This is a genomic window from Candidatus Pseudothioglobus sp. Uisw_050_01 (genome assembly GCF_048085775.1).
Lineage (GTDB): Bacteria > Pseudomonadota > Gammaproteobacteria > PS1 > Pseudothioglobaceae > Pseudothioglobus.
Genome location: NZ_CP159804.1, coordinates 187,666 through 203,551 on the forward strand (window position 1 = coordinate 187,666; position 15,886 = coordinate 203,551).

Annotated in this window: 8 protein-coding genes, 2 tRNA genes and 3 rRNA genes; 12 read left to right on the forward strand and 1 reads right to left on the reverse strand. The window is 39.5% G+C overall.

Annotated elements, in window-relative coordinates:
- The first annotated feature begins 40 nt into the window (after positions 1-40).
- Positions 41-307 carry a glutaredoxin gene (locus ABXT51_RS00890; RefSeq protein WP_271537209.1) on the forward strand — a complete coding sequence of 89 codons (267 nt, stop codon included), beginning with the start codon at positions 41-43 and terminating at the stop codon, positions 305-307.
- On the opposite strand, the gene ABXT51_RS00895 is transcribed toward ABXT51_RS00890, so the two are convergent.
- On the reverse strand, positions 304-1,233 hold the full coding sequence (locus ABXT51_RS00895) for a Nudix family hydrolase (RefSeq protein ID WP_416695738.1): 930 nt from the start codon (positions 1,231-1,233) through the stop codon (positions 304-306). The genes ABXT51_RS00890 and ABXT51_RS00895 overlap by 4 nt on opposite strands.
- 96 nt (positions 1,234-1,329) lie before the next feature.
- On the opposite strand from ABXT51_RS00895, the gene gshA reads away from it, so the two are divergent.
- The 11 genes from gshA (at position 1,330) to ABXT51_RS00950 (ending at position 15,875) form a co-directional block, all read left to right on the forward strand.
- Positions 1,330-2,889: a glutamate--cysteine ligase gene (gshA, locus tag ABXT51_RS00900; protein ID WP_416695739.1), complete on the forward strand. Its 1,560-nt coding sequence runs from the start codon at positions 1,330-1,332 to the stop codon at positions 2,887-2,889.
- Positions 2,879-4,222 (forward strand): tRNA uridine-5-carboxymethylaminomethyl(34) synthesis GTPase MnmE, encoded by a 1,344-nt coding sequence (gene mnmE, locus ABXT51_RS00905; protein WP_416695740.1) that lies wholly within the window; start codon positions 2,879-2,881, stop codon positions 4,220-4,222. The genes gshA and mnmE overlap by 11 nt, the downstream gene beginning before the upstream one ends.
- A gap of 366 nt (positions 4,223-4,588) precedes the next feature.
- Positions 4,589-6,129, forward strand: a 16S ribosomal RNA gene (locus ABXT51_RS00910).
- Between the two features lie 90 nt (positions 6,130-6,219).
- Positions 6,220-6,296 (forward strand) — tRNA-Ile (locus ABXT51_RS00915).
- A gap of 29 nt (positions 6,297-6,325) precedes the next feature.
- Positions 6,326-6,401 (forward strand) — tRNA-Ala (locus ABXT51_RS00920).
- Positions 6,402-6,704: 303 nt separating this feature from the next.
- Positions 6,705-9,594: ribosomal RNA gene (locus ABXT51_RS00925) — 23S ribosomal RNA — on the forward strand.
- A gap of 149 nt (positions 9,595-9,743) precedes the next feature.
- Positions 9,744-9,859: ribosomal RNA gene (gene rrf, locus ABXT51_RS00930) — 5S ribosomal RNA — on the forward strand.
- The 16S, 23S and 5S rRNA genes sit together here with 2 tRNA genes alongside, the layout of an rRNA operon.
- A gap of 107 nt (positions 9,860-9,966) precedes the next feature.
- Positions 9,967-10,911: an MBL fold metallo-hydrolase gene (locus ABXT51_RS00935; RefSeq protein WP_416695741.1), complete on the forward strand. Its 945-nt coding sequence runs from the start codon at positions 9,967-9,969 to the stop codon at positions 10,909-10,911.
- 177 nt (positions 10,912-11,088) lie between these two features.
- Positions 11,089-13,677, forward strand: coding sequence for an efflux RND transporter permease subunit (locus ABXT51_RS00940; RefSeq protein ID WP_416696286.1), 2,589 nt, complete (start codon positions 11,089-11,091; stop codon positions 13,675-13,677).
- Positions 13,674-14,594 (forward strand): outer membrane lipoprotein-sorting protein, encoded by a 921-nt coding sequence (locus ABXT51_RS00945; RefSeq protein WP_416695742.1) that lies wholly within the window; start codon positions 13,674-13,676, stop codon positions 14,592-14,594. The genes ABXT51_RS00940 and ABXT51_RS00945 overlap by 4 nt, the downstream gene beginning before the upstream one ends.
- A gap of 9 nt (positions 14,595-14,603) precedes the next feature.
- A complete protein-coding gene (locus ABXT51_RS00950; protein WP_416695743.1) occupies positions 14,604-15,875 on the forward strand; it encodes a Tat pathway signal protein in 1,272 nt (423 codons plus the stop codon).
- Positions 15,876-15,886: the final 11 nt, after the last annotated feature.

The window sequence follows — 15,886 nt, forward strand, 5'->3', positions numbered from 1 at the left end:
CTGGTATTATTTCCAGTCTTTTACTGTGTAAAAACTACTAATGATTAAAGTATATACTTCGCACTCTTGCTTTTACTGCACAAGAGCAAAAAACTATCTCGATAATCTTGATATTGAATATGAAACGCTCAACATTCAAGAAGACAAAGATGCGCGAGACTTTTTTGTTAAATCTGGCTTCAGAACTGTCCCTCAAATTTTTGTAAATGATAAGCTCTTATGTAAGGGTGGGTCTGATGGATTAGCACAAATGAGCAAAGAAGATATTCATAATAAAGTTTTTGAGATTACTGGTTCACGCATTTAAATATCTCTAATTCCAGCAACGCCTTGGGCGCCTATACTCAAAGCTTTTTCAACTAGATTTTTCTTCATCCCGCCAAGTAAAAAAACTGGCAAATTACACTTCTCAATAATGCCAGAGGCATCTTCCCACCCTAAAGGTATAGAGTCTGGATGAGTCAGTGTCTTTTCTATTGATGACAAGCTGATGTAATCAGCAGAAATATTCTCTGCGTGCAGCGCCTCATCAATGTTATGGGTTGATGCGCCAATTAGTTTTTCTTCAATAACTGGCCTTTCTTTTAATGACATTAGCTCCAAACTCGTTAGGTGCCAGCCATCACAAGGTTCATTAAAGGTTTTGTTTGGTGTATTTAGGATAAGTTTTGCCTGATTTTTTTTACAGAGCCTGTTTATTTTTTTTATGTAAGTATGATCAAGATGAGTCTTACTTCTTAGTTGTATAAATTTAACCCCATTAGTTAACTGTTTTTTACATTCGTTAATGACTATATCAGATTGATGATTATCAGGCGTAATCCAATAAAATTTTGGAAGAGAAAATTTATGAATAATTCTCCACATAGTTGGAAGTAATTTGAAATTTTTGAATTTATCTGCACTACTCCAAGTAATTTCTTGTCCTTCAGACCCTAATGGTTCACTAAGATAATCATCAACACTATAAACCGATAAATTGATGGTTTTTTCAGGATAGATATGCTGAATCTTTTGAACTAACTTACAGTCTTTAACGGTAATTCCTGTTTCTTCAAAAAGTTCTCTTTTGATTGCGCTAAGGTGATCTTCTCCTGGCTCTACTTTTCCGCCAGGAAGCTCCCAATAGCCCGCCATAAATTGATTTTTTTGACGCTTAGCAATAAATACCTCATTATTACTATTGTGTATTATCCCGACTACTACTTCAATACTGGTATTTTTATAAAGCACGATTTAAATTTCAGGTATTTGATGGATGCATTTTCTATTATCACCGTTAACGCAAGTCCGAGGTAAAATAACGACTTTAATATTTGAAATTATATAGTGAAACTTGACAAAAAAATCCAATCACTTATGCCCTTTAAGGATAGCCTTAAAACCAACCTTATGGGAATTGAGAAAGAGGGTTTACGCGTCTCAGATGATGGAAGTATTGCTCAAACGCCGCACCCAGATGGTTTAGGCTCTGCTCTAAAAAATCCTGTAATTACTACAGACTTTAGTGAAGCTTTACTTGAATTAGTCACTCAGCCTTTAAAGGGGGCTGATCAAGTTCTAGATGAGCTCACAACAATCCACAATTATATTTACCACCACTTGCCAGAAAATGAGCGATTTTGGCCTGCCAGTATGCCCTGTATATTAAGAGGTCAAACTAATATACCTATTGCGAATTATGGTAGTTCAAATTTAGGAATGATGAAAACAGTTTATAGGCGCGGCCTCTCTAATCGATATGGTAGCGTAATGCAGGCGATTGCTGGTATTCATTTTAACTATTCATTTTCATTAGAGTTTTGGCAGTCGTATCGTGAATTAATATCGTCAACTGATACTGACTCTAAAAGCTTCATGGATGTGCACTACATGGGACTCACTAGGAATGTTTTGAGATATGGCTGGCTAATTCCCTACTTATTTGGAGCTTCTGCAACAGTGTGCAAGTCATTTATGCATGACTATCATGAGCATAACTTAGAAGAATTTGATGACAACACTTTGTATTTACCCTATGCGACTTCCCTAAGAATGGGTGATATTGGTTATCAGAATTCTCAGGAGGATGAGAAAGGAGTTAAGGCCAACTATAATAGTTTATGTCATTATATATTCAGTCTTCGTGCGGCAATGAAAACTAGCTGTGAGGATTTTGAAAAGATTGGTTTAAAGAAAAATGGAGAGTACCAGCAGCTCAATACAAACATCCTTCAAATCGCAAATGAGTACTACTCTTCTGTTCGTCCAAAGCCTATTTTATATGGAAATGATAGGCCTCTAAGGGCTCTAAATAATAATGGTATAGGTTATATTGAAATACGATCACTGGACATTAATCCTTTGCTTGAAGTAGGTATTGATAAAGAGCAAATTGAGTTTTTAGAAGCCTTTTTATTGTTCTGTCTTTTGGAGGATTCACCAGCGATTTCATCATCCGAATTAGTAGAAATTGACTCAAATGCTCTTTTGGTTGCTCACCAAGGTAGAAAGCCTAACTTGATTCTTAAGAATATTGGTGAGAAAGAAACTTTAGCTGATTGGGGTGAAAGTCTTTTTGAAAAAATAAAGCAATGCTCAAAGCTATTAAGCAACGCGCATCAAGAATCGGTAGAAAGTATTTCAATTCGAATTAAAAATCCTGATTTAACACCATCAGCAATAATGCTTAATGAAATGAAACGCCAGGAGAAAGGTTTTTTCGAATTCACTGACCAATATAGTCATAAATATAAAACACAAAATCAGGAGAAAGCTTTTGATAAAGACTATTTCCTTAGATTAGATGAGCATTCAATTAGATCTATAAAAGAGCAACAAGAAGTTGAATCTAAAGATGTTATAAATTTTGATCAATTTTTAGAAAAGTATTTTGAAGATGACGCTTAAGATAGATACTATATGCGCATTAGCAACTGCCATTGGCCAAAGCGGAATTGGAGTTGTAAGAGTGTCAGGCCCTCTATCTAAAGTTATCTCTAAAAAAATACTACAAACCGAGTTAAAGCCAAGGCACGCTTTTTATGGGGCTTTTTATGATAATGAAGGCAATACTATTGATAAAGGAGTAGCAATATACTTCCCTGGACCTAACTCATATAGTGGTGAGGATGTTGTAGAATTCCAGGGTCATGGCGGCATGAGTGTTATGAGAAAGCTTCTAGAAATTGCTTTATTTTTAGGAGCAAGACTTTCTGAGCCTGGAGAGTTCAGTAAAAGGGCCTTTTTAAATGGCAAGATTGACTTGGTTCAGGCTGAAGCAGTTCAAGATTTGATTCAATCGAGTTCAGAAGAGTCTGCCCTTAGCGCTGTAAGATCCTTAACGGGTGAATTCTCAGAAAAGATTAATCATTTACTTGCAGAGCTAACTTCATTAAGAGTTTTTGTGGAGGCAACTATTGATTTTTCTGATGAAGAAATAGATTTTCTTGAGTCTCACCAAGTCTCAACTAAACTTAAAAATTTAAAAGATTTACTTAAGAATATACTCGAGAGTGCCAATCAAGGGGCAATTTTAAGAGATGGACTTCACGTTGCAATTGCTGGAAAACCCAATGCAGGAAAGTCTAGCTTGCTTAATGCACTCACAAAACAGCCGAGTGCAATTGTTACAGATATTGCTGGAACCACTAGAGATGTTCTAAAAGAAACAATTCATATCGATGGAATGCCGCTTCATATTATTGATACAGCTGGACTTCATAACAGTGATGACATTATTGAGCAAGAGGGCATTAAAAGGGCATATACTGAAATTAATAATGCAGATGTAGTGTTACTGGTATTTGATACAAAAGACAATTCACCTGATTTCTCAATACTGCCTGATTTGGTTAAAAATAAACCAGTTATATGTATAAGAAATAAGATTGATCTGTCAAATGCTAGATCTGAAGTTAGAAAGCTAGGCAATCAATTGGAGGTTAGTCTTTCAGCCAAGAATGGTGATGGAGTTGACATACTAAGAAAGACACTAGCTGAATTTGCCGGCTTAAACTCCGATGGTGAAGGAGTTTTTCTTGCTCGAAAAAGACATATTGAATCAATTGATCAAACGCTTATATACATAAACAGTGCTCTTGAGCAATTAGAGGGAGGGGCGAGTGAGTTAGTAGCAGAGGATTTGCGTCAGGCAGGTATGTCTCTTGGGCAAATTACTGGAGAGTTTTCATCGGATGATCTATTGGGTGAAATCTTCTCTTCATTTTGTATTGGCAAATAGCGTACAATTATTTCTTTTCGAAAGAAAAAATAAAGGAAGTTAGAAAGTTCAAAATAAGTCTCTAAATTATTGATTTTAATGGCTATTTATAGGTGATTTAACCTATCAATTTAGACCCATTAAAGTTTATTTGATAAATATTCGTAATATCACTTGACGATACTATTTGAGCATGTATAATTTCCCGCTTTCACCGACCAAAAAGAACTTTTTTAGTTGGTAGCTCTTTAAAAATTTATCAAGCAACTTGTGTGGGCACTCGTGCAAGAAATTGTGCAGTGCACATAAAAAACAAAAGCAGATAAGCTTTTTAAAAAATTGAACTATTGGTTATAAAATGCCAAGTGTTCTAAAAAGTCAAAGATTAAACTGAAGAGTTTGATCCTGGCTCAGATTGAACGCTGGCGGTATGCTTAACACATGCAAGTCGAACGGAAACGATACTAGCTTGCTAGTAGGCGTCGAGTGGCGGACGGGTGAGTAACGCGTAGGAATCTACCTGATAGTGGGGGATAGCCCGAAGAAATTCGGATTAATACCGCATAATCTATTCGTAGTAAAGTGGGGGACTTTCGAGCCTCACGCTATCAGATGAGCCTGCGTAAGATTAGCTAGTTGGTAGGGTAAAAGCCTACCAAGGCGACGATCTTTAGCTGGTCTGAGAGGATGATCAGCCACATCGGGACTGAGACACGGCCCGAACTCCTACGGGAGGCAGCAGTGGGGAATATTGGACAATGGGGGCAACCCTGATCCAGCAATACCGCGTGTGTGAAGAAGGCCTGAGGGTTGTAAAGCACTTTCAATTGTGAAGAAAAGCTAGTGGTTAATAGCCATTAGCCTTGACGTTAACTTTAGAAGAAGCACCGGCTAACTCCGTGCCAGCAGCCGCGGTAATACGGAGGGTGCAAGCGTTAATCGGAATTACTGGGCGTAAAGCGTGCGTAGGCGGTTTATTAAGTCAGATGTGAAAGCCCCGGGCTTAACCTGGGAACTGCATTTGAAACTGGTCAACTAGAGTATGGTAGAGGAAAGTGGAATTTCTGGTGTAGCGGTGAAATGCGTAGATATCAGAAGGAACATCAATGGCGAAGGCAACTTTCTGGACCAATACTGACGCTGAGGTACGAAAGCGTGGGTAGCAAACAGGATTAGATACCCTGGTAGTCCACGCCGTAAACGATGATAACTAGCCGTTGGGGGGATTTACCCCTTAGTGGCGAAGCTAACGCGTTAAGTTATCCGCCTGGGGAGTACGGCCGCAAGGTTAAAACTCAAAGGAATTGACGGGGACCCGCACAAGCGGTGGAGCATGTGGTTTAATTCGATGCAACGCGAAGAACCTTACCTGGTCTTGACATCCTGAGAACTTTCTAGAAATAGATTGGTGCCTTCGGGAACTCAGTGACAGGTGCTGCATGGCTGTCGTCAGCTCGTGTCGTGAGATGTTGGGTTAAGTCCCGTAACGAGCGCAACCCCTATCCTTATTTGCCAGCACATCATGGTGGGAACTATAAGGAGACTGCCGGTGATAAACCGGAGGAAGGCGGGGACGACGTCAAGTCATCATGGCCCTTACGACCAGGGCTACACACGTGCTACAATGGGAAGGACAAAGAGCCGCGAAGCCGCGAGGTGTAGCTAATCTCAGAAACCTTTTCGTAGTCCGGATTGGAGTCTGCAACTCGACTCCATGAAGTCGGAATCGCTAGTAATCGTAGATCAGAATGCTACGGTGAATACGTTCCCGGGTCTTGTACACACCGCCCGTCATACCATGGGAGTGGGTTGCACCAGAAGTGGCTAGTCTAACTTTATTGAGGACGGTCACCACGGTGTGATTCATGACTGGGGTAAAGTCGTAACAAGGTAGCCCTACCGGAAGGTGGGGCTGGATCACCTCCTTAAGAAATGTACGAGTGTTCACACAAGTTGTTTGATAATATTAAAGAAAGAGAAAAAGACCAATAACCCAAATTCAATTTAATTGATATTAAGGGTCTGTAGCTCAGTTGGTTAGAGCGCACCCCTGATAAGGGTGAGGTCGGTGGTTCAAATCCACCCAGACCCACCATATTTTTTCTGGGTTATTAGTTTTCTATTGGGGCTATAGCTCAGCTGGGAGAGCGCCTGGTTTGCATCCAGGAGGTCAGCAGTTCGATCCTGCTTAGCTCCACCATTTTTCTCAAATGAAAACTTAAATAAGATTTATTTATATGTCTTATTTAAGTTTTTATACCAAGCCTTGGTTTATTCCTTGGTTCGGAGCTCTTTAACAATTTGGATATGAAGTAAAGTTTGTTAAATACAATACAACGTAAAAGGTGTATTGCATTGACACAACAATTTCAAAAAATATGGATTCTCATTGATAGATTTATCTATCATTGAAAAAATAGAATTCACCGATTGTATCGTAAGATGCAGTTAGTGACTTCTCGGTGTAAAAAGAACCATTAACCCAGATACTTTGGGGTTATATGGTCAAGTGAATAAGTGCATACGACGGATGCCTTGGCAGTAGAAGGCGATGAAGGACGTGATAATCTGCGATAAGCTTCGGTTAGCTGATAATAAGCTTTAACCCGGAGATCTCCGAATGGGAAAACCCAGTGATCATAAGATCATTATCCTTAACTGAATACATAGGTTAAGGAGGCAAACCTAGGGAACTGAAACATCTAAGTACCTAGAGGAAAAGAAATCAACCGAGATTCCCTTAGTAGCGGCGAGCGAACGGGGACCAGCCCTTAAGCAATTTTGAGATTAGTAGAATGTTCTGGAAAGTTCAACGACACAGGGTGATAGTCCCGTATACGAAAATCTTTTAATTGTGAAATCGAGTAAGGCGGCGCACGTGAAACGCTGTTTGAATATGGGGGGACCACCCTCCAAGGCTAAATACTCTCTACTGACCGATAGTGAACAAGTACCGTGAGGGAAAGGCGAAAAGAACCCCGGGAGGGGAGTGAAATAGAACCTGAAATCGTATGCATACAAGCAGTGGGAGCAGACTTGTTCTGTGACTGCGTACCTTTTGTATAATGGGTCAGCGACTTACTTCTCAGTAGCAAGGTTAACCATTAGGGGAGCCGTAGGGAAACCGAGTCTTAAATGGGCGTTTAGTTGCTGGGAGTAGACCCGAAACCGGGTGATCTATCCATGGTCAGTGTGAAGGTTAGGTAAAACTAACTGGAGGCGCGAACCCACTTATGTTGAAAAATGAGGGGATGAACTGTGGATAGGGGTGAAAGGCCAAACAAACCCGGAGATAGCTGGTTCTCTCCGAAATCTATTTAGGTAGAGCGTCGCGTATTACTTCTGGGGGTAGAGCACTGTTATGGCTAGCGGGTCGTCAAGGCTTAGTAAACCATTGCAAACTCCGAATACCAGAAAGTATGAGCGCGGCAGACACACTGCGGGTGCTAACGTCCGTAGTGGAAAGGGAAACAACCCAGACCGTCAGCTAAGGTCCCAAAATTATAGTTAAGTGGGAAACGATGTGAAAAGGCCCAGACAGCCAGGAGGTTGGCTTAGAAGCAGCCATTCCTTTAAAGAGTGCGTAATAGCTCACTGGTCGAGTCGGTTTGCGCGGAAGATTTAACGGGGCTAAACTATATACCGAAGCTGCGGATCGCAATTTATTGCGATGGTAGGAGAGCGTTCTGTAAGCCGTTGAAGGTGAACTGTGAGGTTTGCTGGAGGTATCAGAAGTGCGAATGCTGACATGAGTAACGATAAAGGGGGTGAAAAACCCCCTCGCCAGAAGTCCAAGGTTTCCTACGCAACGTTAATCGGCGTAGGGTTAGTCGGCCCCTAAGGCGAGGCAGAAATGCGTAGTCGATGGGAAACGGGTTAATATTCCCGTACTTCATATAACTGCGATGGGAAGACGGAGTAGGTTAGCTCAGCAAGGCGATGGTTGTCCTTGTTCAAGCGTGTAGAAATGGTTCTTAGGAAAATCCGGGAACCTCTATTTCAAGGCGTGATAACGAGCCCTCTTTTGGGCGAAGTGAGTGAGACCATGCTTCCAGGAAAATCCTCTAAGCTTCAGGTTATATGAAACCGTACCCCAAACCGACACAGGTGGACGAGATGAGAATTCTAAGGCGCTTGAGAGAACTCGGGTGAAGGAACTAGGCAAAATGACACCGTAACTTCGGGAGAAGGTGTGCTCTTGTTATGTGATATCACTTGCTGATTGAGCAAAGAAGAGCTGAAAAAACTAGGTGGCTGCGACTGTTTATTAAAAACACAGCACTCTGCAAACACGTAAGTGGACGTATAGGGTGTGACTCCTGCCCGGTGCTTGAAGGTTAATTGATGAGGTTAGCGCTTGCGCGAAGCTTTTGATCGAAGCCCAAGTAAACGGCGGCCGTAACTATAACGGTCCTAAGGTAGCGAAATTCCTTGTCGGGTAAGTTCCGACCTGCACGAATGGAGTAACGACGGCCACACTGTCTCCACCCGAGACTCAGTGAAATTGAAATTGCTGTTAAGATGCAGTATACCCGCGGCCAGACGGAAAGACCCCGTGCACCTTTACTACAGCTTTGCATTGAACTCTGATCCTACTTGTGTAGGATAGGTGGGAGGCTTTGAAGCTTTAACGCTAGTTAGAGTGGAGCCACCCTTGAAATACCACCCTGGTATGGTTGGGGTTCTAACCTTGGTCCGTAATCCGGATCGGGGACAATGCATGGTGGGTAGTTTGACTGGGGCGGTCTCCTCCTAAAGAGTAACGGAGGAGCGCAAAGGTATCCTCAGCACGGTCGGACATCGTGCAATGAGCGCAAAGGTAAAAGGATGCTTGACTGCGAGACTGACACGTCGAGCAGGTAGGAAACTAGGTCTTAGTGATCCGGTGGTTCTGAGTGGAAGGACCATCGCTCAACGGATAAAAGGTACGCCGGGGATAACAGGCTGATACCCCCCAAGAGTTCACATCGACGGGGGTGTTTGGCACCTCGATGTCGGCTCATCACATCCTGGGGCTGAAGCAGGTCCCAAGGGTATGGCTGTTCGCCATTTAAAGTGGTACGCGAGCTGGGTTTAGAACGTCGTGAGACAGTTCGGTCCCTATCTACCGTGGGCGTTGGAGACTTGAGGGAAGCTGTTCTTAGTACGAGAGGACCGGAATGGACACACCTCTGGTGTTTCGGTTGTCACGCCAGTGGCATTGCCGAGTAGCTATGTGTGGAAAGGATAACCGCTGAAAGCATCTAAGCGGGAAGCCCCTCCCAAGATTAGGTCTCCCTGATTATTTAATAATCCTAAAGATCCCTCGAAGACTACGAGGTTGATAGGCTAGGTGTGAAAGTGCAGCAATGTATTGAGCTAACTAGTACTAATTGATCGTGAGGCTTGACCATATAACACCCAAGATATTTGGAGATGTTGTTGTGTCAACAGGCAATATGCCTTATAAACTTTACTTAATCCATTTTGTTATACCTTTTTGGTATAAAAACTTTTTAATTCACTTGAAATAAGTTCAGACTTAATTCAAGTAAGCAGTTTGCTTAGTGACAATAGCAAGTGTGACCCACCTGATTCCATCCCGAACTCAGTAGTGAAACCACTTAGCGCCGATGGTAGTGTGGGGTCTCCCCATGTGAGAGTAGGACATTGCTAGGCTTTTATTCAAAATACCCCGACCTTTTTTAAGGCGGGGTATTTTTTTATCTGATTCTTAATCACGTAAAATAAAACTATCATTATTACTAGATTTATGCAAGTAACCCATGACTGATAACTTTAAAGTAAAAACCATTGCTAGTGGAATCAGCGTGATTGATTCTGGCTATTTCAGTAACGATTTTGCAGCTATATATCTTATTAAGGAAAATAATAAGGTTGCAATCATTGAAACTGGAACTAGCTTTAGTGTTTCTAATGTTCAAAAAGCACTTGAGAAAATCCACCTAAGTTTTGTAGATGTAGCTTATATTATTCCTACTCATGTCCATCTTGATCATGCAGGTGGGGCAGGTGGACTTATGAAGCAATGCCCAAATGCCAAGCTAATAGTTCATCCTCGCGGGGCGAGACACTTGATTGATCCTACCAAGCTAATAGCTGGAGCTATGGCTGTGTATGGCGAGCAAAAATTTAAGAAGTTGTACGGTGAAATTATTCCAATTGAGGCAAGCAGAGTTATTGAGGCTGATGACAATTTTATTTTAGATTTTAATGGAAGAGAGTTAAAGTTTATTGATACCCCAGGACATGCAAGACATCATTTTTGCATTTGGGATAAGCAAACAGAATCGATGTTTACTGGTGATACGTTTGGCATCTCTTATCGTGATTTAGATCATAATGATGAAGTGTATATTTTCCCAAGCACAAGCCCAGTTCAGTTTGATCCAGAGGAATTAATTAAAAGTATACATAAAATAATGAAGTACAAGCCTAAGCGAGTCTGCTTAACACATTTTGCTGCAATTACACCAACTCAAAAAGTAGTTGAACAGTTGATAGCTGGTATCCATTTTGTTAGCAATTTGGCAAAAAAATATGCAACTGAGGGTGATGCTGAAAAAGTGATTCAAGAAAAGATGATGAATTATTTTTTAGAAGGAATTGAAAAGATTGGCTTCAAAGACTTTGATTTTTGCAGAGAAAGGTTAGAGCTTGATATCAAAATAAATACTCAAGGTTTAATTTATTGGCAAAAAATAGTATAAATTGAGACTTGAATTTCATTAATTAAATATTAAATAAATATCATATAGCTCTGCTTTCTAAACTTAACTATGAAAAATCTTTTACTATATCTAAACCATTATTTTGCGAAGGTTCCAGGGCAGCTTATACCTTACCGTAAAACAGTTCTTGCATTAGCATTGCTATCCACTATTTTTATGGGGTATGGTGCTTCTCGCTTTGTTTTAGATACTTCATTTGATGTTTGGTTTAGTGAGTCTGATCCTGCAATTGAAGCTTTGGATGATTTTCGTGACCAGTTTGGGAGTGACGATGGTTTATTTATTGTTTATGAGGCTAAAGATGGCGATGTATTCTCAAATAAATCTCTAACACTAATCTCTGAAATAACAGAGGTTTTAGATAACTATAGACAGATAAGTGATGATGTTTGGCTTGAAAAATATGGACTAACTCCTGAAATTGTTGAGTCATTAACTCATATTAAGCGTGTTCAGTCACTATCTAATATTAGAATTCAAAAAAATGAAGATGATGTTTTAAGTTCGCCTCGTTTAGTTCCTAAAAAAATTCCAAGTGACCCCTTGGTTTTAAGTGAAATTAGTTCAGAGGCAGATAATCAGCCAAGTTTGCCGCTCTTTATGTTCTCAAAAGATCATCGTTTTGGGGCAATTTCCATTCAAACAGACTTTGGAGCAATCCCAGTAATTCAAGAATTAAATGACCAGTTCTCTTTGTTTGATGATGATGCGTGGAGTGATGATTTTGATGAAGGTATGGATGATAATGCTGTTATTCAAAAAATTGAATATCAGCCAGATGAGCCAGGACTTTATATTCCATTTATGAAGGCTATAACGGCGATAACTGAACAGCAAAAGATGTCAGAGCATTTTAATTTTTATCCAATTGGCAATTCTGCAATGATTTCCTTAGCTATGGACACGCTCATTCAAGCTGCGTTTCTACTAGTAGGCATGGTGGCAATCATTAACCTGTTGCTTTGGTCATTGTTTCGATCTGCAAGTGCAGTCGTTCTTCCTCAATTAGCGATTGGCCTCAGTATTCTCTTTGTTATTGGAAGCCTGAGCTGGCTCAATTTAGCATCAACAACTCTTATTGCATTAACAGTGATGCTTATTATTGCGGTTGGCGTAGCTGACTGCGTTCATGTGATGAGTTCTTATTTGTTTTTCAGACGTGATGGCAAAGAACATGATGAGGCGTTATCAAAGGCCTATGGTAAGACAGGCGTTCCTATCTTATTAACAACAATTACCACGATGGCGGGAATGTCATCATTAGCGGTAACTGGGATGCCAATGTTTGTGCAATTTGGTTTCTCTTCAGCTGCTGGCGTCTTTTTTGCTTTCTTATACACAATATATTTACTGCCAGTGTTACTCAATTATTGGCACCCAATGCAAATTAAAAAGACCCAGGCAATTAGTGCAAGTAGAAAAACGGGAGTAAGGTCGATAGTGTCTTTATTGAAATCAAAAATGTTGAGTTTTTTATGTTTCTTTGTAAATCCAATAGCAAAACTTTCAAAGAGAATGGGTTTGAATTGGCTCTTAGGCGCAGAATGGCTTCAACCTTTATTAAATAGAATTCCAGCTTTTGTGGAGCGCTTCCAATACTCTATAGCTATTATTTTTGTGAGTGTATTTGTAATTTGCATATATGGCGCAACTCAAGTCAAAATTGACTCCAATCTAGTTGAACTTTATTCTGATGATGTTCCTATTGGTCAGGCCTATGAAATTGTTGATGAACACATGATGGGCACAGGAAATATGGAAATCGTTGTAGACACAGCAATTTCAGATGGAATAATGGACCCTGACGTATTAAATGCTATGAATAGACTTCAAAATAAAATTGAGGAAAATTATAGTGAATTTATTATCCGAACAAATTCTTTGGCAGATCTAGTAATAGACACTCATGCTATTATGCAAGACTCAGAAGATTATCGAAATATTCCTGATAGTCAAATTGCGGTATCCCAATTGCTTTACTTGTTTAATAGTTCAAATCCTGAAGAGAGAAGAGCCCTTGTCAGTGATGATTACAGTAAGAGTCACATAAGTGTTCAATTAAAAAATGCAGGCTCTAACGAATACAAGGATTTTTTTAAAGATATTCAGCGTGATATAAATAAAGAGTTTAATGGATTAAAAGATCGATATCCTAATATAAAAGTTCAAATTACTGGATCATTCGCTTTAATGATGAGGCTTGCTGATGACATTAGTAATAATCAGTTTAAGAGTTTGGCGATAGCAGCTGTGGTTATTAGTCTGTTATTGATGATAACGCTAGGTTCTTTTCAGGCAGGCGTTATGTCGATTATTCCTAACCTAATACCTGCATCATTAGCATTTGGATTAATGGGTCTTCTTGGAGTTCCGCTTGATACAGACACATTAATGATTGCTCCTTTAATTATTGGTATTGCAGTGGATGATACGATTCACTTTATTAGTCACTATAGAATGTCACTTGCACAAAATCACAATATGAAGCTTGCGCTCGTGGAAACTATAAAAGAGGTGGGCCAAGCTGTAACATTTACAACTCTCATCCTAGGCTGTGGGTTTTTGATGCTTACATTTAGTGACTATTTGGGATTAGCAAAGATTGGGACTTTTGGTTCTTTAGCTATATTTGTTGCACTACTATGCGACTTATTGTTTTTCCCGGCATTGATTATGATTTTCAAGCCGAAGTTTGGTCAGAAAGATGTTAAAGATAATTTAAATTTTATAGAGGCTACAAAATGAATAAATTAATACTTACTTACTCAAAATCTACTTTGCTTACTGTTGTACTTGGTGCATTTTTAACTCTACAAGCGCCAAATGTATATGCTGAAACTAATTTAAGTGCACGAGAGATTATGGAGAGAGTTGATGTTGAGAGCAGGAAGTCTACTGACTCAGCATTCACCCGTATGAAGCTGACTACTTGCAAGTATGGTCTTAGCGGCGGTAAGGTAAAGTGCGCTGAAAAAGCCCGAGTTAAGTTAATAGAAAATGCACAAATTAATACTGGAGAGGGTAGCCAAGATACTAAGAGTATTGCCATAATCCTTGAGCCAGCAAGTGAAAAAGGAATTGGAATGCTCTCATATAGTTATGATGACAGTGACCGAGATAATGAGACCTGGTTATATCTTTCTGCTCTTGGAAAAGTAAAGAGAATTAGTGTTAGGAACAGTGATGATGAGGAAACTGAATCTGCAAGTATTTTTGGAACTGAGATGACCACTGAAGATCAAGAGACAGGAAAGCTTGATGACTATACATACGAATTACTAGAGTTCGGAACTTTTAGAGGAAGAGAGGTTACAGTTGTTGAGGCGACACCAAAAAAACATCGAATTAGCAAAAGCAGTTATGGGAAAACGCAAAATTGGATTGATACTGAAAGGTTTATAACTCTTAAGGTACAAATGTTCGATAAATACAACAATCCTATCAAGAAGCTCGAGGTTGGCAAAGTTGAAAAAATTAATGATGTTTGGATGGGAAGAAGTCTGACATTTTTCAATACGGTAAGCAATAGGCTAACAAATATGAAACTTGAGGCGATAAACTTTGATATGGATATTAAAGAAGATTTTTTAACTCAAAGAGCATTGACTGACCAAGCATTTAGAGAGAAATTTCTGAAGGATTTACGTAAACAAGCTAAATAAATTCTGAGTATGTTAAATTTTATCTATAAAGGAATTATTGCTTTAATTATTAGCTTTGGAATTAACTCCATTTCTATTGCTGAGGACGAATTATTATTTGACGATGAATTAGTATTTGACGATTCTGATGAAGAGTTTGGTGAGTGGGATGATGACAGTGATGTCTTTGGTGATAATGACATAAATCTAGAAAAATCTTTTTCTTGGCTGGACTTAAGTGTTTCGCAGAAATATGGTGTTAATCCTGCAAATAGTTATAGCACTGCTATGGAAAGAACTGAGTTGAGGTTAGGAACAAGTGGCTCTGTTTTTAACTCAGGTTATGGCGAAGTAGAAATTAAAGCAATAAAATATTGGCCGAGTGATAGCAACAACGTAATTGAGGCCAGTGATATTGAGGTAGAGAAGGCATTTTTGCAATTTAGTTTTGATGACTGGAGTGCTAAGCTAGGTCGATATACTATTGGCTGGGGTGAGCTTGAGGGCGGCGCACTTGACGTAATTAATCCTTCAGGAGGGCTTACAGACCCATCCATGATTTCCCAATGGATTTTGAGCTCTACTCGTTACTTTGAAGATAGTGATTTAAGTTTTTTTTATAATACAAATCCTAGAATTGCAAAAAGCACATTAATGACACTTAAAAATGATAGCTATGATGAATTTGGATTGCGCTATGGAATAAGTGGGGAAGGAAGTGATATGGCTTTTTATGCTGGTCAGCTAGTTCCTAATGATGCAATCATTAACCTAACAGATGGGTTGGTTTATGCAACACCATATCAATTATTAGGGCTTGGAATGAATAAAGCCTTTGATGATTATTTGCTTAAATTTGATGTTGCCTATAAACATAACTTGCAGCAAAACCGTTCAGGACAATTTGTAAAGGTAGATAGAATTGATTGGGACTTGGCTTTTGATATTCAAAAAAATGATAGAACGATCTTGATTTCAGTTAACTCTCAGTACCTATTAGATTTCTACAGTGATTATCTAACACCGACTTTAACAGGAAGTGTCAGTGCAGATAAAAATAGTACGACATATATGGCAAGAGTAAATGACAAGTTTGGTGATTCAGACTGGAGCTGGAATACCTCCCATATAATATTATCAAACAATGATCTTTCACTAACTTCAGCTGGACTTGACTGGGATATTAATGATCACTGGAAAGCTTCATTGGGCGTCACATATGCTGATGCTAAGCCAAACCGTGCGCTAAGTTTGTTTGACCAGTACCAAAGAGTTAACTTGGAAGTTAAGTACCAGTATTAATGACTCAGTTA